We start from the raw sequence: 21,356 nt of genomic DNA, 5'->3' as shown, positions 1-21,356 counted from the left end.
AGATCTCAGCTTCGCCGCCGAAATCTCCGGGCCCGCTCTGCGGGCCTTTCGCCACACAAGGCCGCTCCTACACAGGTCTGCGTGATGGCGCGAGTCTCGGCCTACCCCAGCACCTCTGAAACGCCTGTTTCAGCGATAAACACTTCGTATGCCACTCAACCGTCACAAAGCTGTAACAAGAGTGCTGCAATGTGTGCGGGCCATCACACGGAGCGCTTTTCCATGATACGCCTGATGAAGTCTGCTGCACTTGCCGTTGCGGTATCTCTTAGCGCCACTTCGGCAACCTTCGCCGCAGAAAACGTGCGCCTGACCGGTTCCGGCGCCAGTTTCCCAGCACCGATCTACCTGACCTGGTTCAAGGATTTCAGCAAGAACACTGCTGGCGTCACCGTTGACTACCAATCCAAGGGGAGCGGGGCAGGGGTTCAGGACTTCCTGAACAAGACCGTCGACTTCGCCGCCAGTGACTCGGCGATGAAAGACGAAGACATCGCCAAGGTCGGCGAAGGCGTACAAATGCTGCCAATGACCGCCGGCGAAATCGTTCTGGCCTACAACCTGCCAGGCAATCCCAAGGGGCTGAAACTGTCGCGTGAAGTGTATTCGAACATCTTCCTCGGCAAGGTCACCCAGTGGAACGACCCACAGATCGTTGCCGCCAACCCGGATCTGAAGCTGCCTGCCACGCCGATCACCGTAGTTGTTCGTGCTGACTCCAGCGGTACCACCGCGGTGTTCACCAAACACCTGTCGGCAATCAACCCTGCGTTCAAAGAAGCACTGGGTGAAGGCAACACCGTCAACTGGCCAGCCACTGACAAGTTCATCAAGTCGCCGAAAAACGACGGTGTAACCGCTACTGTTCGCCAGACCCCAGGCGCCATTGGCTACATCGAATACGGCTTCGCCAAACTGGCCAAGGTCGACTTCGCCCAGCTGGAAAACAAAGCCGGCAAATACGTCGTGCCAAACGCCGAGAGCGGTGCCGAAGCGTTGGCTGCGGTGAAAATGCCGGAAAGCCTGGTCGCTTGGCTGCCGGATCCGGACGGTGCCAAGTCGTACCCGATCACTTCCTACACCTGGATGCTGTTCCGCAAGGACAACGGCAACCCGGCCAAGGCCAAGGCGATGCGTGAAATGGTCGAGTACAGCCTGACCAAGGGTCAGGAGATTGCTGACTCGATGGGCTACATCCCGCTGCCGCCGTCGGTTGTAGAGCAAGTACGCAAAGCTTCCGCAAACATCCAGTAACACTGCCAGGTCGCTGCGGACTGAGCGTTCAGCCCGCAGCGTTTGCTCCCTGTCCCGGAACTCGCCAATGAACACACCTTTTGCCATACCGGATAACCCCGACTCAGCGTGCCGGCCACCGTCCACCAAGGACTTTCTGGTTGACCGCGCCTTCCGTGCGCTCGCCCGCATCGGCGTGGTGCTGATCCTGGCGCTGGTGGTTGCGCTGGTTTTCGAAGTCGGCCGCAAGGCACTGCCCGGCATGGAGAAGCACGGTTTCGACGTGCTGTTCGGCACCGTCTGGGATGTCAACCAAGGCAAGTACGGCATTCTTCCCGCTATTTGGGGCACGCTTTACAGCGCCCTGATCGCCTTGCTGATCGCAGGCTTTTTCGGCGTCAGCATGGCCATTTTCCTGACCCAGGACTTCCTCCCTGCAAAGCTTGCAGCGGTGTTTCGTACCATCGTCGAGCTGCTCGCCGCGATCCCCAGCGTCGTTTACGGCCTGTGGGGCATCTACGTGGTGATCCCGGCGATCCGTCCGTTGACCGCGTGGCTGAACAGCGAACTGGGCTGGATCCCCTTTTTCGGCTCGTCCCTGAGCGGCCCAGGCTTGCTGCCCGCGGCGCTGGTACTGGCCATCATGATTCTGCCGACCATTGCCGCTGTGTCCCAGGACGCCCTGACCAGCGTGCCGATGAAAACCAAGCAGGCCGCCTACGGCATGGGTACCACCCACTGGGAGGCCATCCTCAAGGTGATGGTGCCAGCCGCTGCAACCGGCATCTTTGGCTCGCTGGTGCTTGGTCTGGGCCGCGCCCTGGGTGAAACCATGGCTTTGGCGATGTTGGTGGGCAACGCCAACACCATCACCCTGTCGCTGTTCGCCCCGGCCAACACCCTGGCCGCCTTGCTCGCGCTGAACTTCCCGGAAGCCGGGCCGAACGAGGTCGAGGTGCTGATGTACGCCGCACTGGTGCTGATGTTCATCACCCTGCTGGTGAACGTGCTCGGCTCGATGATCATGCTCTACGCGCAACGGGGTAACAAATAATGACTGACCTCTCGTCGCCAACAGCTGCAGTGCCAAGTCTGCAACGCCGGTTCGAAGGGCGCGCCCTGCGCAGCTTGAGCCTGACCACGCTGGTCTGGTGCACAGCGTTTCTGGCCAGCGTGCCGCTGATTTCCGTGCTGTACATGCTGATCATGCGTGGCGGTGCTCGCCTGAATCTTGAAGTGTTCACCGAGCTGCCACCCACCGGTTTTGAAATGGGCGGTGGTTTCGGTAACGCCATGGCCGGTACCTTTGTCATGGTCGGCATCGCCGCAGCCATCGCAGTGCCAGTGGGCATCATCGCCGCTGTGTTTCTCGCCGAGCTTGGCCCTGAGAGCAAGTTGGCCAACGCCTCGCGCTTTGCTGCGCGGATGCTCACCGGCCTGCCGTCGATCCTGGCTGGGGTATTTGCCTATGCGCTGGTGGTCATGACCACTGGCACCTACTCGGCGCCTGCCGGTGGCGTGGCACTGGCGGTACTGATGCTGCCGATCGTGGTGCTGACCGCTGAAGAAGCCATGAAGATGGTGCCCAAGATCATGAAAGACGCCGCCTACGGCATGGGCTGCACCCGCGCCCAGGTGGTCTGGAAGATCGTCCTGCCCACCGGCCTGCCGGCGATCCTCACCGGCGTCATGCTGGCGGTTGCCCGCGCTGCCGGCGAGACCGCACCGCTGCTGTTCACGGCGCTGTTCAGCAACTACTGGATCTACCATGACGGCAGCCTGGCCGTGATGAACCCGACGGCATCGCTTGCCGTACTTATCTACAACTTCTCCGGCATGCCCTTCGACAATCAGCTCGAACTGGCATGGGCCGCCTCGTTGGTATTGGTGATGATCGTGCTGGTAGTCAATGTCGTCAGCCGTATCTTCGGCAAGCCCAAGTACTGAACTCAGGAGCAACTGAATTGAACGTATCCACTGCGCGAAAAGCCGCTCCGTTTGTCAGCCAGGCACCCGTGGTAATGGACTGCAAACTGGACAAGATTTTCTACGGCAACTTCCTCGCTGTGCGCGACAGCCACGTGCCGATCGAGAAGAACAAGATCACAGGCTTCATCGGCCCGTCCGGCTGCGGCAAGAGTACTGTGCTGCGTAGCCTCAACCGCATGAATGACCTGGTCAAAGGCTTCCGCTTCGAAGGCCACGTGCACTTCCTTGGCCAGGACGTCTATGGCAAAGGCGTCGACCCGGTGGTAGTGCGCCGTTACATCGGCATGGTGTTCCAGCAGCCCAACCCGTTCTCGATGAGCATCTTCGACAACGTTGCCTTCGGTCTGCGTTTGAATCGTTACAAGGGTGACCTCGGCGATCGCGTCAAGCACGCGCTGCAGGGCGCTGCGCTGTGGGACGAGGTCAAGGACAAGCTAAAGGCCAGCGGCCTGTCGCTGTCCGGTGGCCAGCAACAACGGCTGTGCATTGCCCGTGCCATTGCCACCGAGCCCGAAGTGCTGCTGCTGGATGAACCGTGCTCGGCGCTGGACCCGATTGCAACCCGCCGGGTGGAAGAGTTGATGGTCGAGCTGAAGAAGGACTACACCATTGCCCTGGTGACCCATAACATGCAGCAGGCGATCCGTGTGGCTGATACCACGGCGTTCTTCTCGGTGGACATTTCCCAAGGCACACGCACTGGTTATCTGGTCGAGATGGGGCCGACCACGCAGATCTTCGAAAGCCCGCGTGAGCAGTTGACCAATGACTACATCAGCGGCAAGTTCAGTTGATTCGAGCCAGTCTCAGCGCTGTCGCCTTTGTTAAATTGTTTCTCGGGATTGCCAATGTCTGCAACACGTCGTCTTGATCTACGCGCTATAGAGCGCGCACTGCGGGAGGTGCAGAGCCGCTTCGGCGAGCTCAGCCAGCACTTCACCGAGCAGCGCGATCCGTTCACCGACGAGGTGCTGCAGAATGTGCTGGAAGGCTATGCCCTGGTAGACGATTATGTTGCCCGCGGCATCGACCTGTTCGACCTGCAGCAGCTGAACCTGATGCTCGAGATCAACGCCACCGTGCTTTGTGGCAGTGACCCGGCACGGCGGGTGGAGTTCGCTCAGCACCTGGCCGCAACTGAAGAACACTTCTTCAACAACGTCGAAGGCGGCATCAAGGATTTGTACAACTGGTACTGCTCGTACCACAGCGATTCGGTGTGGAAGCGCGCAGCCGGTGTGTATGTGCGCATCCTCAGCAAGCCGCAACTGTTTATCGAAGGTAACAACCGTACGGGCTCGCTCCTGGTCAGTTACCTGTTGATGCGCGAAGGGCTGCCGCCGTTTGTGCTGACGCTGGACAACGCCGAGGGTTATTTCAACCCGTCCTCGGTCATCCGCAACTCCGCCAAACACGGTGTCAAAGCCTTGTACGAATTGCCCAAGATCAAAAAGAAGTACGCCGCCTTCCTCGAGGCCAAAGCACCGGCCGCTACGGTGTTCTTCCTCAACACGCCGCCTGCGCGCCGTTATCAGGGGACTCACCGATGAGCCGCTCGCCAGTGCTGCAACAGTGCCAGGCCGGCATCGCTCGTGGCTGGCAAGCGGCAACGCGCCTGCTGGGCCGCCCACAGGTTCGTATTTCGTTTGATATCGACGACACCTTGGCCTGCCACCACCACAATTGCCCAGCCGAGAGCAGCAAGCTGCCAGGGTTCATGCATGACTGGCTGGGTGAACCGCTGCGCGCTGGTACTCGTGAGCTGATTCGCGATCTGCGCCGGCAGAATTGCAGCGTGTGGATCTATACCTCGTCTGGCCGCACCCCGGCCTATATCAAGCGCTGGCTGTTGCTGTATGGCATCCGCGTCGACGGCGTGGTCAACAATGACCGGCATTTGCATATGATGGCCGAGCATGGGCTGTCACGGCCACCGTCCAAGCATCCGGGCCTGTTCGACATCGATCTGCATGTGGATGATTCTGACGGAGTTCGGGCTGAGGGTATCGATCACGGTTTCCGCGTCGTGGTCGTCTCTCCGCAGGATGACAACTGGACGCAGAAGGTCCTGGAGGCCACTGCCAAGGTGCATGCGCAGCTGGCTTGGCATCAACCGCAGCGCTACGGCCAGCTGACTCGCCAAAGTGCGGAGCCGCAGTGGTCTGCAAATCAGTCGCTTGGGCAGTAGATCGAGCAGCATCCATTCGTCTGAGTCAACGTCGGATAATTGAACGTCATTCCCGCTTATGGCCCTGAGGTTAGTAGAGGCGAACATTTTCGCCTCAACCTTGGAGGTCACCATGCAGAACAAGCTTTTGCTGGCTGCAGCTCAGTTCAGTACGAATACGCCTTCCTACCAGAGATACGCCGATGGCGTGACACACGAGTTTTTCGGCACCGCTGCAGTGGTGAAAAAAGCCGCCGAGGCGCAGGCCTATGCTGGGCAGCGGTTGAAGGCTGATCTGGGCAAGTAAACTTTTGGCTCTATGAAGATGCCAAGTTTCAGCCGTGAGCTTGGCCGGAGAATTGTGATGAGTGATCAATCCAAAGTAACTGTCGCCACTGCGCCGCTCATGTTCCAGCCCTCGTTCGAGCAGATCCCCGATGACGAGGCGCAGACCAGCAAGGAACTGGCGCAGACGCTTCACGACATCATGGAAAAAACCTTCGCCGATGAGGGCCACGCCAACCGCAGTGTCCACGCCAAGGCCCATGGCTTGCTGCGCGGGCGTGTGGTCGTAATTGGCGACTTACCGCCTGCCTTGGCTCAAGGCGCATTCGCTCGCGCTGGCAGTTATTCTGCCTATCTGCGGTTCTCGACCAACCCCGGCGATATCCTCGACGACAAGGTGTCCACTCCCAGGGGGTTGGCGCTGAAGATTGTCGGCGTTGATGGACCTCGTTTGCCTGGTAGTGAGGGCGAGGTGACTCAGGATTTCGTGATGCAGAACGCCAAGGCTTTCACTGCGGCTGACCCAAAGGCGTTTCTCAAGACGCTGAAACTTCTGGCCAAGACTACTGACCGAGCGCCAGGCATGAAGAAAGCGCTTTCAGCGGTTTTGCGCGGCGTCGAGTCGGTGGTCGAGGCCATGGGCGGGGAGAGCGGCACACTAAAGAGCCTCGGCGGCCATCCGCAGACTCATGTCCTCGGTGAGACCTTCACCACTGTGGTGCCGGTGCTGTACGGTCCTTATTATGCCAAGCTTGCCATAGTGCCTGTTTCGCCCGAGTTGACGGCATTGACCGATCTGAAGGTAGATCTGGACGACAACCCTGACGGCCTGCGTGCGGCTGTTGCCGAGCACTTCAATACACACGGCGGGGTCTGGGAGATCCGTGTCCAACTGGCGACCGATCTGGATAAAATGCCCATCGAGGACGCTTCGGTTGAATGGCCTGAGGATCTCAGCCCGTATCTCACGGTCGCTCGACTGGAGGTCGAAGCGCAGCCTTCGTGGGATGACGCCAAGGTTCATGAAATCGACGATGGCATGGCTTTCAGTCCTTGGCATGGTCTGGCTGCCCATCGTCCGCTCGGGGGCGTAATGCGAGTGCGCAAGCCTTCTTACGAGATGTCGTCGGAGTTCAGGGGTAGCCATAACGGCTGTCCTATTCACGAACCCCGTTAGAAGTGCTGTACGCGCTGGTAGCACTGCATCAGTGCGGGCTACCAGCGAGCAGCGCATGAGTATCCGGCTTACCGCCCTGGTTGAGTAGCTGACCCGGTGGAGGAAATGATCTGGTAACCGACTCTATTGTTAAATAGAATCAATACCATTCATTGAAGTGCAGAGCCTCACCCATGGTTGACGCCGTTACGCCACCCGATCAGCGCCTGAGCGTCCTGTACCGCGAGCATCGCAGCTGGCTGGAGAACTGGTTGCGCCACCGCGTCGGCAATAGCTGGGATGCGGCCGATCTGAGTCAGGATACCTTCCTGCGGGTACTCTCCAGCGCGCAAAAGCTCGAGGAGTTACGCGAGCCACGGGCCTATCTGCTGACCGTGGGCAAGCGTCTGCTGAGCAACTTCTACAGCCGGCGTAGCCTGGAGGCGGCCTACCTCGAAGCGCTGGCGCAACTGCCTGAGGAGTGCGTGCCGTCTCCAGAACAGCGCTGGCTGCTGCTGGAAACGCTACAGGCGCTGGACGAACTGCTGGATGGCCTGCCACGGCTGGTGCGCCGGGCATTTCTCTGGAGCCAATTGCACGGCCTGGGCTATCGCGAGATCGCCGAGCGGCTCGACGTGTCGGAGCGCACGGTCAAGCGCTATATGGCACAAGCCTACGAACACTGCTTGCTGGTGCAGCTTTGATGCGCACGGCGCCCACCAGCGAGATGCAAGAGGTTGCCCGCGCAGCGGCGCGCTGGTTGGCGTTGCTGGAGTCAGGCACGGCCACCGAAGCAGATCACATCCGCCTCCAGCACTGGCGCAACAGCAGCGCCAACCATGAACACATCTGGCAGAAAGCGCAGCAACTGCGCCAGCGATTTGAAGCGCTGCCGCCGGCCTTGGCCATGGCTTCACTGGATCGTCCCGACCTTGCGCGCCGTGCAGCAATCAAGCGCGCATTGGGTATTGCCGCAGTCTTGCCAACCACCTGGTTGATCGCCCGTCAGGTGCCCGTGCAGGTTTGGCTGGCCGATGTGCACACCGCCATCGGCGAACAGAAAACCCTGCAACTGGCCGACGGCAGCCTGTTGCAGTTGAACACCGACAGCGCGGTCAACGTCGACCTGAGTAAGCGTGAGCTGACCTTGGTGCGCGGTGAGATGGCACTCAGGGTGAATGACAGCGCTGGGCTGACCATTCACTTGCCGTACGGTCGGGTTGTGGTTGGCCGCAGTGATGTGTGCGTGCGCCTCAATGACCGCGACTGCCAGATCAAAGTCGCCAGTGGTGCAGCCCAATTACACCCGTTGCAGGGGCCGGCGCTGTTCTTGCGTGAAGGTGAGGAGGTCAGGTTGCGGCCTGGCGGGGCGGGTGAGGTCGGTCGCTTCGATGCTTCGCTGCCCGGATGGCGCGAGGGTGTGCTGATTGCCCAGAACCAGCCGCTGGGCGATTTCCTGCGCGAGCTGCGGCGCTTCCGTCCGGGGTTGTTGCGTTGGGCGCCTGAACTGGAAAACCTGCGGGTGATCGGCAGCTTTCGCCTGGACGATACCGACCGTGTGCTGTCTCTGCTGGCGGCGAGCCTGCCGCTCGAGGTGCAGTCACGCACCCGCTATTGGGTCACCTTGATGCCCCTCAACGCTCATGTGTAACAAAACTCAGGCGTAACCCATGTCCCTTTTTTTCGCCTCACCGGTCATTCCAGGTAAGTGAACTGAAAACGAGAGCTTGCCTCCTATGTCCGTCGTGATGCCTGGCCGTTCAGGCCGTGAGTCTTTGTTGCGCGTAAGCCTGGTGCTGAGCCTGAGTGCTACACCACTTTTCGTCCCGGTCAGTTGGGCCGATGACGTTGACCGGCGCAGTTACGCAGTGTCAGCTGGTAGCCTGGGTGTCGCGCTGACCCGTTTTGCCACGCAATCAGGGGTGAGCCTGTCGGTGAGCCCTGAGTTGGTCAGTGGGCGCTCCAGTGCCGGGCTTTCGGGCAGCTACAGCGTCGAGGAAGGCTTCGCCCAATTGCTGCAAGGCAGCGGATTGCGGCTGCAGTCGACAGGCGCTGATGCGTACACCGTGGTGCCAGTAACGCAGGATGCCAGTACCCTGGAAATTGCGCCGACCACGATCAGCAGTGGGCACGTGGCCGATGACGGCGTGCCCTACGCCGGTGGCCAGGTCGCTCGCCGCAACTCGCAGGGCCTGCTTGGCTCGCGTGACTTCATGGACACGCCGTTCAGCATGACCACCTACACCAGCCAGACGGTGAAGAACCTGCAGGCGCGCACCCTCAACGATCTGGTCGCCAGTGACCCCTCGGTGCGCGCGACCAACCCTGCAGGTGGCCGCTTCGAGCAGTTCACCATCCGTGGCCTGAGCCTGTTCAACAGCGATGTTTCCTACAACGGCTTGTACGGTGTATTGCCAACGTATTCCATCGACATGGAAATGGCCGACCGCGTCGATATCCTCAAAGGCCCCAGCCAACTGATCAATGGCATTTCGCCGCGTGGCAGCGTCGGCGGGGGCATCAACGTCGTACCCAAGCGGGCAGGGGACAAACCGCTCACCGAGTTTACCGGCAGCTACGCCTCGGACAGCCAGGCGGGCGGCGCCGTGGATATCGCCCGACGCTTTGGTGAGGGTGATCAGTTCGGCTTGCGCTTCAACGCGGTCAAGCAGTCCGGTGACACCACCTGGGATCACCAGAGCGTCAACCGTGAAATGGCCGTGCTGGGCCTGGATTTTCGCGGTGAGCGGCTGCGGCTGTCGACCGACCTTGGCCACACCCAGCGCGACACCGACGCCCCGCAGGAGCGAGTGCTGATCGGTGCCGACGCCAAGGTGCCAGACGCCAGGGATGTACATCGCAACTACGCCCAGGCCTGGACCAAGGCGCGTACCGAGGACACCTTCGGCACGGTGAACGGCGAATATGACTTGAGCGATTCGCTGATGGCCTATGCCGCGTTCGGCGCGCGCGAGAGCAACCACGACTTTTTGCGCCACAACGTGCCGGTCAGCAATGACGCCGGCGATTTCAGTGTGCTGCCGCGCGATTTTACCCGCGACGAATCGGTGCGCACTGCAATGGCCGGACTGCGCAACTGGTTCACGACCGGCCCGGTCAGCCATGAGCTGAACCTGTCAGCCAGCTACTTCTACATGGACTTCACCAACGGCGGCGCACGCTACGCCGCAAGCCCCAGCAACCTGTACAACCCGGGCGCCATCCCAACACCCGGCACCCCGACCCGTCCTGATGCCGAGGTGTACACCGAAAACCGGTTCACCGGCATAGCCCTGGCCGATACGCTAGGCTTTTTCGACGACCGTGTATTGCTGACCCTGGGCGCACGCTGGCAGCGGGTCAAAGTCGACGACTGGCGCAATGGCGCGAAGGGCCTCACCGGCTACGACGAGGAAAAGCTTTCGCCGTCGGGTGGTGTGGTGTTCAAGCTCAGCGAGCAGTTGTCGCTTTACGCCAGCTACATGGAAGGCCTGAGCCAGGGCAAGATCGCCCCCTCGACCTCGCGCAATTCTGACGACATCTTCGCGCCCTTCATCAGCCGCCAGATCGAGGTAGGCGCAAAGTACGACCTCGGTACCTTCGGCCTGACCGCCAGCGCCTTTCGCATCAAGCAACCTGCCTACGAAACCAACGCTGCCACGCGCGTGTTTGGCCCCAACGGCAAGCGTGAAAACAAGGGCATCGAGCTGAGTGTGTTCGGCGAGCCACTCCAGGGCGTCCGCCTGCTCGGTGGCGTGATGTTCATCGACAGCGAGCTGACCGGCACGATAGGCGGCGTTGCCGACGGCAACCGCGCCCCGGCCACGCCTGAATACAACGTCAGCCTGGGCGCCGAATGGGACGTACCCGCGCTGCAAGGATTGACCCTGACCACGCGCGGCATTCACTCCAGCTCACAGTTCCTCGATCAGGCCAACAGCAAGAAAATCGACGGCTGGGAGCGCTTCGACCTCGGTGCGCGCTACGCCTTCAAGGTTTCGGACAAGGATGTGACGGTGCGAGCCAGCGTCGAGAACGTGCTGGATGATCGCTACTGGGTTTCGGCCGGGGCGTCGGATGACAGTGAGCCTGGGTTGAGCTTGTCGACGCCGCGGACGTATCTGGTCTCGGCGACTGTTGGGTTTTGATCGATAGGCTCGAAGGGCTGGCCCGGCGCGGGAGTGTGGCGCCGGGCGGGTGTCCGTGACCGCGTCGTGGTCAGGTTGGTTTTCGTGCAGAACCTAGCCCGCCGGCACCAGAATCACGAAGTTCTTCTTCATGTCTTCCAGCACAGTCCACTTGCCCTTGGCGCCCGGTTCGATAATGAACGTGTCGCCCGCGGCCAATGTGACCGGGGCGCAGCCCTCAAGCTCGATGACGCAGCGGCCGCTCAGGACGTGGCAGAACTCCCAGACTTTGTAGTCGATGCGCCAAGCGCCGATGCTGGCTTGCCATTCCCCGCAAATGCGACCTTGCTGTTCATCGTGGTAGTACTTGGACGTCAACGTGTGCGGGGTGCCTTCCAGGACTTCTTCGAAAAAGGGCAGGTCGCGTACCGGTTGGATATCCAGTTCGCGGAATACGGTGAGACTCTTGTTCATTGATTGTTCTCGGGCACGTTGTGGGTAGGGCGATACATCAAATGGGCTTCACCGCTCACGCGCAGCATCGGGTGCGCAACGATCTGGCAGGTTTTGACGATTTGAAAACCGTGACGTTCGTAAAAGCGGCGGGCACCGTGGTTTTCTGCATAGTCGATCAGGCATAGCCCATCCAGCCCAGCGTCGTCGGCGCGCTGCTGCGCGTGGCGGAGAAACTCGACGCCCAGTCCCTGGCTGCGCCACGCCTCATCCAGCGCCAGGCTGGAGATGTACAAGGTGTCGGGTATTTCCATGTCGGCATAAGGCGCGAGGACCGGGTCGGTCTCGGCAGGCGCGTCAGGGCTCGCGCGCAACGCATAGCTATGCATCATGCCGATGACGCGCCCGTCGGACGTGGCCATCAGGCAGTTCTTGTAGGAGAAGTCGCCTTGCTCCCGGGCATAGCGTGCCGCACCGACACTCAGCAACGCTTCCCCTGGTGCGCCGAGCTTGCTCCAGATGTAGTCGGCCATGCCCTCCGAAGTCAGTTGAAAGAAGCGCGCGATGTCGTGCGCGTCCGAGGCGTGAGCAGGTCTGAAGTCGATAGACATGTGGGGTGCTTCCATGGGCTCGGGTGGTTAGTTTTGAAGGATTGCGCCTTTAGCAGCGGGCAGGGTAGGCGAGTTGGACGCTACCCATCATGCTCTGGGCGAACACCGTCAGCACGACATGCGACGTTGCGCTCATGCTCATGGTTATCTGAGGAGTCGCTGTGCCTGGCTATTCTTGATCGGTCGCGCTGCCTTGCATTAGGCAGGTAAGGCCGCGCGCCGCAGCAAGTTGCTTGCTCAGCGCGCGGCGCTGCAGATCACCAGGTGAAGTTCACCGAGGTCAGCAGGGTGCGCTCGTCACCGTAGCTGCAGGAGGTGAAGCTGCACTGTACGTAACGCTTGTCGGTCAGGTTGTTGGCGTTGACGGTCACGGCCCAGTTGTCGTCGATCCGGTAGCGTGCCATGGCGTCGAACAGGGTATAGGCTGGGGTGGCCGAATCGACGCCCGAGGCTTGTGTTGTACCCATGTAACGGGCGCCGGCCCCCACAGTCAGTTGCGCAATGCCCCAGTTGACGAAGTCATAGCTGGTCCACAGGGCTGCCTGGTGGTAGGGGGTCTCGTCGGTACGTTGACCCACTTCGGCGGCAACAGCGCTCTTGGTGGTGCGTGCATCGGTATAGGCGTAGGTAGCGATCATGCTGAGTGCCGAGGTGATATCCGCCTTGGCTTCCAGCTCCAGGCCGCGTGAGCGCACTTCGCCGGTCTGGCGGTACTCTTCGGTGGCTGGATCCTGCTTGAGTACATTGGTCTGGGTCAGCTCATAGACTGCTGCGCTTAGCAGCAGATTGCTGTCCTTGGGCTGATAGCGCACACCCACTTCGTACTGTTTGCCTTCGGTGGGATCAAATCTCTGGCCAGTGACTTCCGCAACGGAAACCGGGAAGAACGACTCGCTATAGCTAATGTAGGGCGCCAGGCCATTGTCCGCCAGGTAAACCAGGCCGGCGCGCCAAGTGGTGGCCTCGTCGCTCTGGCTGGCTTTGGCGTCATTGCGGTGCGCCTTCTGCTGCTGGTCGGCCCAGTCGTGGCGGCCACCCAACTGCAAGACCCACTTGTCGTCGAACTTGATCTGATCCTGGAAATAGACACCTTTTTGCAGCGTATCGAGCTGCGAGCCACGGTCTGTGGCGGGGTTTCTGTTGACCACTACGGGTTGACCATAGTTGTAGCGGCTCAAGTCCAGGCTGGGGGCTGCCCCTCGGAAGTTATGCGAGTCGTAAGAGATATCGTAGCCGTCGAAACCGACCAGAGCAGTGTGCTCGACGCTGCCGAGCTGCCACTTGGATACGATGTTGGTATCGGTGGCCAAGGTTCGCGCACGCTCATGGCGATCGCTGTATTGCCGTGCAAGGATGCCGGTATTGGCGGCATTGCGGATAGCAGCCGCGGACGTCTGCGCTTGCAGGTATTTCCACTTCACATCGGACTCGGAATAACGCAGCTTGTGATTGACCGTGAAGTGCTCGTTGAAGTTGTGGCTGAACTCGTAACCCAGGGCCGACATCTCGCCGTTCATGTCGTCGTAGTCCGGCTCGCCGATAAAGTCGTGGCGACCGATAGTGAAAGCACCTTTGCCCACACCTTCGACCAACTGATAGGCCAGAGGCGCGGGGAAACGCGTATCGGTCTTCTGGTAGAAGGACAGCAGCGTAAGCGATGTGTCTTCGTCAGGGCGCCAGGTCAGCGCCGGGGCGATGTAGAACCTGTCGTCGTTCAGATGATCCTGCTGGGTGTCGCTGTTGCGGCTGAGCAGGGTAAGGCGATAGCTGAGGGTGTCGCTACCGGCCAGTGGGCCGCTGAAATCGGCGGAGAGCTGCTTGCGGTCATTGGAGCCCGCCTGCAGATTCAGCTCATGCAGCGGCGCCTCGGTTGGGCGCTTGCTGACGCCGTTTACCATGCCACCGGGCGAGAGCTGGCCGTAGAGCACCGAGGCAGCGCCGCGAATGACCTCGACGCGCTCCAGGCCGTACGGTTCCTGAATGCCGTCGTAGGAGTTGGTCTGCAGACGCAGGCCGTCGCGCAGCGAGCCGCCGGTGGCGGATTCGACCGAGAAGCCGCGGATGCGGAAGCGGTCAGCAGTCCGGTTGAAAGCGGTCGAGCTGGCCGTGAATCCTGGGGTGTAGCTCAGCGCCTGGGCCATCGTTTCCGCTTGGCGGTCACGGATCTCGTCGCTCGTGACTACCGACAGCGACTGCGGCGTCTCGATGATCGGCGTGTCGGTCTTGGTCGCGCTCATGTTGCGTTTGGCGACGTAACCGAGCACATGCTCGGTGGGCCGTTCGAGGCTTTGCCCGGTAACATTGGTGGCGTCAATCTCCACGGGCGCCGGTACCGGATTGGCCTCAGCGGCCTGCAGGCTGCCTGAGCCGAGGCTGGCCATGGTCAGTGCCAGTGCGCTAAGGCTGAAGGCTGGGCGTCGGGCGAAATGTTCGGGGCTTGGGTGGGTAACCTGGCGCATGGCGAAGGAACATCCTTTGGTCTTCTCATTATGTTCGCGCGAAGCGGAGGACGCTCTGTGGCCCTTCACGGCAGTGCGCGATGGCAGTCAGCAACAGCGCGCGAACTTTACACCTAAATAAGAAGGATTTGCACCTGCACGATGATAATGGTTATTGATAACTCGTTGCTGCAAGCTATGGCCTTTTCATGCTCCGAAGCTTGGAGGCTGCCTGACAAGAGATTGCCGGCCACGGCGTCGTGATCGTTGATCATCTGATTGACCATGGCCGGACACATCAATGGGTTGCGCTGCATTGCTGGCGCCCTTGCGGCGTTATCAAGCAGCCGCCACCTGTCCGCTGCTGATGCTGCTCACTTCAAACTGCCCCACCAGTTTTTGCAGTTTGTTGGCATTGAGCCGCACGGTCTCGGCACTGCCTTGCAACACCACTACCGTCTCACGCATCTGCGCCGAAGAGTGGTCGACCTGTTTGATTGTCTTGCCGTAGTCAAGGCTGCGCTTGTTCAACTGCTGAATGACCGCAAACATACTTTCCACCGCTTGATGCAACTGCACGTTTTCCGAGGACGCATCTTCGGCCAGGCGCAAGCTGTTATCGACGTCCTTGACGCCTTCCTTCATGAAGCTGACGGCGGTTTGTGTTTCATTCTGCAGGCCCTCGACCATCTGCCGAATATCATCGGCAGCCCGAGAGGTACGTGAGGCGAGGCTACGTACCTCATCGGCAACCACGGCAAAACCTCGCCCATGTTCGCCTGCGCGCGCGGCTTCGATGGCTGCATTGAGTGCCAGCAGGTTCGTCTGGTTGGTGATGTCACTGATCAGCCCAGTGATGTTGCCGATTTGTGTCATGCGGCTATCGAGTAACTGCACGCTTGCGGAAGAGCGCTCGACCACATCCCGAATCGACTGGGTGCCTGTCTGCACCGCGAGAAACTGCTCGCGAGCACGGGTTACGACTTCGTCCATCGCCTGTTTCATTTGTTCGGCACTGGCAGAGGCTTGTTGAATTTCACCCAGTTGCTCTTCAACGATGATCATCATGCAATGCACCGCTTCGGCGACCTCGGCCGAGGTGATGCCGGCTTCCTGGCTGCGCCCCAGCATCATCTGATTGGTGGCGCCAACGGTGCGACTGGCCTTCACTACCTGGCCGACCACCGAGTCCAGATTATCGATGAAGCTGTTGATCCAACGCCCCATGTCGCCGGTCTCGTCGTTGGCCATTCGCGCGGTGTCCAGACGCTGACGAAGGTTGCCCTCGCCCTCGGCAATGGTCCTGATCACGCCTGTCATCTCGCTCAACCGTTGCGCAAGCCGTTTAGGCCCCAACAGGCTGAACAGCGCAGCGGCGCAGACCATGCCCAAAACCTCCAGGGCATCGATCATGCCCTGTGTGAGGCCGCTGTAATGTTGAATCGTGTAATTGCAGGCAAAGAGCCCTGTCATGGTTGCGAGATAAGGTTTCATCAGGCCATAACTGAGTGAGCGTCGACGGTAAACTTCCTCCAGATCGGCCTCGCACATCATTCCCCAGCGATCAGGTGAGCCTGGCAGTTGGAACGTAACTCCCTTGCCCACCACCGGGATGTGCCGATAGTCCGAATAACCGGGATACGTCACGAACAGATTGGAGCCCATGCGGATTGTTTCGCGCACACCTGGGTGCAACTCTTGTGTCGCCGGGTCGGTGAAGCGCAGTTCCAACTCAGTATGCCGTTGAATCTGCACGGTCTTGTAGGGCGTGTGTACGCCACTTTTCAGATTGTCTGCGTGGGTAAACGTGCCGTCCTCGAAACGTGAACGCGACAACGCGGTTCCCGGCACGACCGCAGGATCAAAGCGTGATTGCGCCATGAACAGATAATTGTCGCCCGACTCGGCATAGATGTGCCCGGCCTCACGTTGTATAAGATCGCCCAAGACATCGTTTGGCACACGACCGCAAAGGCAGCCTAGAACTTTTCCTTCGGCCATCAATGGCTGATAAAACATCAACGTGACTTCATCGTGAAAGCGTGAAGTCGAGGGACCGATCTGCAACGTCAATGGATCGATGTAGGGACCATGTAGAAACGGTGCTTTCAATCCTTCGGCCAATGCGCGGGTGTTCTCAAGCTTATTGTTGCCGCGTCCGCTCCAGGTGGAGGTGATGACCTTGCCGTCGACACCCACAACAAACAGCTCGGAGAAATCTTCGGCTTGGCTGAGCTTGTCCATCAGCGCACGCCTGTCGGTATGGGCAATATCCCGACCGAGCGTTTCCGCCAGTTCCGCGAGGTGTTCCCATTGCTCGCGGGTCCAGTTGTGTAGCAACTGCACGCGGGTTTGTGCAATGGCTTCAAAGGTTTGTTCGATCACAGGATAGGCCGACCGATTGAGCCGGCATGACCACCCCATCGCAATCTTTCCTGTTTTGCCGAACCAGGGTAGCCAGTTCTTTTCGCTAGAGGATAACTGCATGACTTTACTTGAAAGCGACATTTGCCTCTCCAACCGCGACACTCGGATGGCAAATTGATAGCAAATAGCAAGCCAGGTCGTAAGCACCCTACCAATTACCTTAATCGTAAGGTCGTCTGCGGTCGGCAGCGTTGCGCGCGCTTGAGCCTATGAGCCTGGGTGCTTCAACGTGGTGCGCAGGAGCTCTGCATGCACTGAAAAATGCTGGTTGATGAGCGAGTGAAAGGTTGTGTGTGGGGGCTGTTGCAAGCGTGCTCCATTTGCTACCGATTACGACCGTGCTGCAAAATCGAAATCGCACGCTACCTGAATCCCCCGGGATTTCAGTCACAAGCTGTCCGGATCGCCAAAAAACATCTGTATCCGCGACCTCAACCACCGCTCTGCCGGGTCATTATCCTGCGCTCCACGCCAAGCCATGTGCAGCTCAAAGCTCTGCACCTCAATCGGCAGATCCTCCGCCCGCAACCCACCGCCTGCTGTCAGCACTGCGGCGGTGTAATCAGGCACCGTAGCGACAATGTCGGTCCCGCCCAGCAAACTCCCCAACCCATTGAACTGCGGCACCGCCAGCACCACATGGCGCTTGCGGCCAAGCTCATCCAGCGCTTCATCGATGAACCCGGACAGGTCGCCAGCGAACGACACCAACGCATGCGGGCGAGCGCAGAAGTCGTCCAGGGTGATGCTGCCGGGCATGCTGTCGGCACGCAGCAGCTTGGGCTTGCTGCGCCGCAGCACCTTGCGCTTGGCGTTGGCCGGGAGGTCATTGGTGTAACTCACTCCTACCGAAATTTCGCCTGAGCCGAGCAGGGTCGGCATCAACAGGTAGTTGACTCGGCGCACCACCAGCACGATACCTGGCGCCTCGGCGCGGATGCGTTTGAGCAGTTGCGGCAGCAGGGCGAATTCGGCGTCGTCGGACAAACCAATGCGAAACACCGAGGTGCTGGTAGCCGGGTCGAACTCGGCGGCGCGGCTGACGGCGGTGGAGATCGAGTCGAGCGCGGGGGAGAGCAGGGCGAAGATTTCCTGAGCACGCGCCGAAGGCTCCATGCTGCGGCCGGTACGCACGAACAACGGGTCGTCGAACAGATTGCGCAGGCGCGACAGCGCAGCGCTGATCGCGGGCTGGCCGAGGAACAGCTTCTCGGCGGCGCGGGTCACGCTGCGTTCGTGCATGAGGGTCTCGAACACGATCAGCAGGTTGAGGTCTACACGACGCAGGTCGTTACGGTTCATCGATGCGCTTAGCCTATCGCCAGAGGTGGGCAGGGGTGAATCTTACGGCCAAAGGCTGTTACCCTGCACCGATTTCCGGGAGCCAATCTGCGAATTTGCAGGGGGCCCAATCAATGACAGGCATGTCGACTATTAATCGCCACTGATGGTCTAACGGTGAAAGCCCGGATAAAGTTCGTGGTAATACGAGATTCACACAGGCGAGGTATGCGATGTCCCGCATGATCCGATTCCACTCCTTCGGCGCCGCCGATGTGCTCCACATCGAGGAGCAGGGCGCGCCGTCGCCCGCTGCCGGCGAGCTGCAGATCCGCGTCGAAGCGATTGGCGTCAGCTGGTATGACGTGCTCTGGCGGCAGAACCTGGCACCGTCCAAGGCGCGCTTGCCAGCCGGCATCGGCCAGGAAATGGCCGGCGTGGTCACCGCAGTAGGCGCTGGCGTCGACGATATAGCTGTTGGTGATCGGGTAGCGAGCTTCCCGGCCACCAGCGCCAATGATCATCCGGTGTACGGTGACGTTATCGTCTTGCCGCGCACGGCGATCACCCGCTACCCGGATATTCTCTCTCCGGTCGAAGCGAGCGTGCATTACACGCCGCTGCTGATCGCCTACTTCGCCTATGTTGATCTGGCGCGGGCCAAGGCCGGCCAGACCGCGCTGGTCACTGATGCCAGCCACTGCGCCGGGCCGGCATTTGTCCAGTTGGGCAAGGCGCTGGGCTTGAAGGTGTTTGCTGCAACCAAGGACCCGGAACAGCGCGAATACCTCTTGGGCCTGGGCGCTGACAAGGTCATCGTCACCGAGGAGCAGGATCTGCTCATGCAGATCGGCAAGTACACCGATGGGCGCGGCGTGGACATGGTCCTCGACGGCCTGGGTGGGCCGCAGATGTCGCTGTTGGGCGATGTTCTGGCGCCGCGTGGCAGCCTGGTGCTGTATGGCCTGCAAGGTGGCAACCAGACGCCGTTCCCAGCGTGCGCGGCGTTTCAGAAGAACATCCAGTTCTACGTGCACTGCATCGGCAACTTCATCGGCAAGCCGGAGCTGGGTATCAGCCAGGACCAGGTCGCCTTGCAGCGCGCGCTACGCGATATCAACCAGTTCACGGCTGACCAGTTGCTGACGCCGCAGATCATCAAGGTGTATCCGTTCAGCCAGGTGGTCGAGGCTCATCGCTACATGGACGAGTGCCCATGCGGTGGCCGGGTGGTACTGGACATGGGCCAGGTTTGAAACCTGCTGCCGCCAGGCTGGCGGTAATCAGTCCCACCTTTGAGAGGGCCGCATTGCGGCCCTTTTTCGTTGTTGATTGCGGCTAATTCCGTATCAAAGCGTTACTTCGGATAAATCCTACACGCTTTAAGTAAATATCCTACAGCTTACCCTGTCGCTGAAACTTCTCCGTCTAATTTACGATTGAGCTGCTTGATTGTTGTGCTTGCTTGCTGATGGTTTTCTCGTTAATTCTTGGATGAAGCGTTTATTCCCAGAACTGTGGCGTTAATCGCCCAGGACGAACTCATCAGCTTGCAAGGCTCACAGGACTCGCCGCAGTCGCAGGCGCTCAGGTGCTGGTCCGGAAGAGGGGCGAGCGAGCACGTGTGTCTAGAAGGTGTGTAGCTCAGCAACTAAATCATGGTTTCGCAATTGCTTGTGGGAAATTTCCCAAAAGTTTATCGACATATTGAGATTGCCCATACTTGGTAGTTCGAGGATGAGTGGTCTGAAACAGGGAGTGCCGTCATGAGCAATATCCATGAACAAGCGTTGGAATATGTCTACACGCAAGTGCTTGATCACTTGATGGGGCATATGTCGCAAGCACTGCGCGCTTCGATGCAGCTGCTGATTCAACGGCTGATGGTCGCAGCGGGAGGGGTTGACTGTCTTGGCCAGTTTCAACTGCTGGTGATTCACGGCGCAGACCGTGACAGCGCTTTGTTGCTGAGCACGCTGCGCGCAGCTCAGCTGACCATCGCCCAGCGTGCGCCGCAGACGTTCAGGCTGAAAGTGCTGGTTGCCTCGCTGCCGGCGGCCAGCGAGGCCGTGTTGGACTATCACGAGCGGTGTTTCAGCACCTTGTTTCTGCAGGACGATCCGCGCGTGGAGTTGCTGATGATCCAGGGCCAGCACCTGGTGCCCTTCAGCCGCAGGCCGCAAACACAGCACGCGGACTGGATACCGACCCGCGATGCGATATTGCTGTTTGGTCATCTCAATGGCGGCGCGGCGGAGGCGTTGTTTGGCAGCCGCCTGCATTTGCAGATGGCCAGCGCGTGTAACCAGGTGCTGAGCGATGCGCAAGGCGTACTGGCACTGATCACCATGCTGCCGCCCCGCCAGCGCTACCGCTACCTGGCGTGGTGCCGGCGTTGTTTGCGCCTGGCTGACGAGCCCGGCTTGCACCCGCTCTCGCTGGATATCGCCTACCTGATCAAGGCGCTGGCCTGGCTGCATGACGTTGTCGCTACGCCGTCGCAAGCTGCGCTTGCGCCAACCGATAGCAGCGATGGTGCGTCCTTGCAGGTGATCGCAGTTGGCGACCTGCTCGATCAAAAGCCGGCAGACCTTGAGTTCGAGCGGCTGTTGAAAGCGCCCCTCGTCGCGGCTGAGTGTTTGCCACCGCTGGCAGTGTGCTTTGAGGTGGATGCCTTGATCCAGCTTCGCCAGTTGCGCGAGCGCATTGTCCAGCGTCGGGTCAAGGGCGCAAACCTGCGGCTGGGCCTTAAACCACGCACAGAACAGGCCGCCGACGAAATGGCGCAAGCGCGTCTGATGCAGGTGCTGGAACTGACCGAGAAGCAGTTGATCTGTTTGCTGCATGCCCCATTTGCCGGTCACGGTGCTGGCCTGGTGAGCTTTATCGAGTGCTATCACCCGGGGATGCTGGTGGCCATGCCCTACCTGCATCGGGCCCTGCTGGGCAAAACATGCCCCGATGGCGTCCTGCATTGGCTGGTCGAGGCAAGCGGCTTGAGCCTGGTGCAGTTGCGTGCGGTATATGGGCGGCAGGTGGGGCAGCCCGCCAGGCGCATGCTGGAGTACCTGGCCCGACGCGACATGGCCCTGTGCTTGCTGCGCAGTGCCGATGAGCTGACGACCACTGATCCGGAGTGCTTGCCAGGATCAGCTGTCTGTATGTATAACCAGTAGCTGTCCCCGCTGG

The 21,356-nt window shown here is 60.2% G+C and carries 19 protein-coding genes; 13 read left to right on the top strand and 6 right to left on the bottom strand.

The window, feature by feature from the left end:
* Positions 1 to 222 precede the first annotated feature (222 nt).
* From pstS to AC58X1_RS04440, 11 genes are all read left to right on the top strand, one after another.
* Positions 223 to 1,254: a phosphate ABC transporter substrate-binding protein PstS gene (gene pstS, locus AC58X1_RS04490; protein WP_150569102.1), complete on the top strand. Its 1,032-nt coding sequence runs from the start codon at positions 223 to 225 to the stop codon at positions 1,252 to 1,254.
* A 67-nt stretch (positions 1,255 to 1,321) separates the two neighbouring features.
* Complete coding sequence (gene pstC / locus AC58X1_RS04485) at positions 1,322 to 2,287, top strand: phosphate ABC transporter permease subunit PstC (RefSeq protein ID WP_101319855.1); 966 nt, start codon at positions 1,322 to 1,324, stop codon at positions 2,285 to 2,287.
* Complete coding sequence (pstA, locus tag AC58X1_RS04480) at positions 2,287 to 3,180, top strand: phosphate ABC transporter permease PstA (RefSeq protein ID WP_101319853.1); 894 nt, start codon at positions 2,287 to 2,289, stop codon at positions 3,178 to 3,180. The genes pstC and pstA overlap by 1 nt, the downstream gene beginning before the upstream one ends.
* Positions 3,181 to 3,254: 74 nt before the next feature.
* Entirely contained in the window at positions 3,255 to 4,016 is a 762-nt protein-coding gene (gene pstB, locus AC58X1_RS04475) for a phosphate ABC transporter ATP-binding protein PstB (protein WP_217862385.1), read from the top strand.
* Between the two features lie 54 nt (positions 4,017 to 4,070).
* Positions 4,071 to 4,772, top strand: a complete 702-nt coding sequence (locus AC58X1_RS04470; protein WP_101319849.1) for a hypothetical protein — start codon at positions 4,071 to 4,073, stop codon at positions 4,770 to 4,772.
* A complete protein-coding gene (locus AC58X1_RS04465; protein WP_188036095.1) occupies positions 4,769 to 5,410 on the top strand; it encodes a hypothetical protein in 642 nt (213 codons plus the stop codon). The genes AC58X1_RS04470 and AC58X1_RS04465 overlap by 4 nt, the downstream gene beginning before the upstream one ends.
* 112 nt (positions 5,411 to 5,522) lie before the next feature.
* The gene (locus AC58X1_RS04460) at positions 5,523 to 5,696 is read left to right on the top strand and encodes a hypothetical protein (protein ID WP_259073391.1); all 174 of its coding nucleotides are present in this window, start codon (positions 5,523 to 5,525) and stop codon (positions 5,694 to 5,696) included.
* A 57-nt stretch (positions 5,697 to 5,753) separates the two neighbouring features.
* Positions 5,754 to 6,851 carry a catalase family protein gene (locus AC58X1_RS04455; RefSeq protein ID WP_220633722.1) on the top strand — a complete coding sequence of 366 codons (1,098 nt, stop codon included), beginning with the start codon at positions 5,754 to 5,756 and terminating at the stop codon, positions 6,849 to 6,851.
* A 173-nt stretch (positions 6,852 to 7,024) separates the two neighbouring features.
* A complete protein-coding gene (locus AC58X1_RS04450) occupies positions 7,025 to 7,534 on the top strand; it encodes a sigma-70 family RNA polymerase sigma factor (RefSeq protein WP_181107512.1) in 510 nt (169 codons plus the stop codon).
* Positions 7,534 to 8,481, top strand: a complete 948-nt coding sequence (locus AC58X1_RS04445; protein ID WP_497428422.1) for a FecR domain-containing protein — start codon at positions 7,534 to 7,536, stop codon at positions 8,479 to 8,481. The genes AC58X1_RS04450 and AC58X1_RS04445 overlap by 1 nt, the downstream gene beginning before the upstream one ends.
* An 85-nt stretch (positions 8,482 to 8,566) precedes the next feature.
* Positions 8,567 to 10,978, top strand: a complete 2,412-nt coding sequence (locus tag AC58X1_RS04440; protein ID WP_497428421.1) for a TonB-dependent siderophore receptor — start codon at positions 8,567 to 8,569, stop codon at positions 10,976 to 10,978.
* Between the two features lie 93 nt (positions 10,979 to 11,071).
* Here AC58X1_RS04440 and AC58X1_RS04435 read toward each other — a convergent pair whose 3' ends face one another.
* From AC58X1_RS04435 to AC58X1_RS04410, 6 genes are all read right to left on the bottom strand, one after another.
* Positions 11,072 to 11,431, bottom strand: coding sequence for a cupin domain-containing protein (locus AC58X1_RS04435; protein WP_101319833.1), 360 nt, complete (start codon positions 11,429 to 11,431; stop codon positions 11,072 to 11,074).
* The gene (locus AC58X1_RS04430; RefSeq protein ID WP_312386496.1) at positions 11,428 to 12,021 is read right to left on the bottom strand and encodes a GNAT family N-acetyltransferase; all 594 of its coding nucleotides are present in this window, start codon (positions 12,019 to 12,021) and stop codon (positions 11,428 to 11,430) included. Before AC58X1_RS04430 ends, AC58X1_RS04435 begins: the two co-directional genes overlap by 4 nt.
* Positions 12,022 to 12,278: 257 nt before the next feature.
* Positions 12,279 to 14,402: a TonB-dependent siderophore receptor gene (locus AC58X1_RS04425; protein WP_497428767.1), complete on the bottom strand. Its 2,124-nt coding sequence runs from the start codon at positions 14,400 to 14,402 to the stop codon at positions 12,279 to 12,281.
* A gap of 191 nt (positions 14,403 to 14,593) precedes the next feature.
* The gene (locus AC58X1_RS04420; protein WP_497428420.1) at positions 14,594 to 14,776 is read right to left on the bottom strand and encodes a hypothetical protein; all 183 of its coding nucleotides are present in this window, start codon (positions 14,774 to 14,776) and stop codon (positions 14,594 to 14,596) included.
* A 22-nt stretch (positions 14,777 to 14,798) separates the two neighbouring features.
* Complete coding sequence (locus tag AC58X1_RS04415) at positions 14,799 to 15,452, bottom strand: methyl-accepting chemotaxis protein (RefSeq protein WP_410524672.1); 654 nt, start codon at positions 15,450 to 15,452, stop codon at positions 14,799 to 14,801.
* 1,821 nt (positions 15,453 to 17,273) lie between these two features.
* Entirely contained in the window at positions 17,274 to 18,188 is a 915-nt protein-coding gene (locus AC58X1_RS04410) for a LysR family transcriptional regulator (RefSeq protein ID WP_101319826.1), read from the bottom strand.
* A 212-nt stretch (positions 18,189 to 18,400) separates the two neighbouring features.
* Here AC58X1_RS04410 and AC58X1_RS04405 point away from each other — a divergent pair, with 212 nt between their 5' ends.
* Entirely contained in the window at positions 18,401 to 19,423 is a 1,023-nt protein-coding gene (locus AC58X1_RS04405; protein WP_497428419.1) for a zinc-dependent alcohol dehydrogenase family protein, read from the top strand.
* 510 nt (positions 19,424 to 19,933) lie between these two features.
* Complete coding sequence (locus AC58X1_RS04400) at positions 19,934 to 21,343, top strand: hypothetical protein (RefSeq protein ID WP_188036088.1); 1,410 nt, start codon at positions 19,934 to 19,936, stop codon at positions 21,341 to 21,343.
* The last annotated feature ends 13 nt before the right edge of the window (positions 21,344 to 21,356 follow it).

The organism is Pseudomonas sp. PGPR N4 (assembly GCF_059693665.1).
This window is presented reverse-complemented; position numbering and strand designations above follow the sequence as displayed.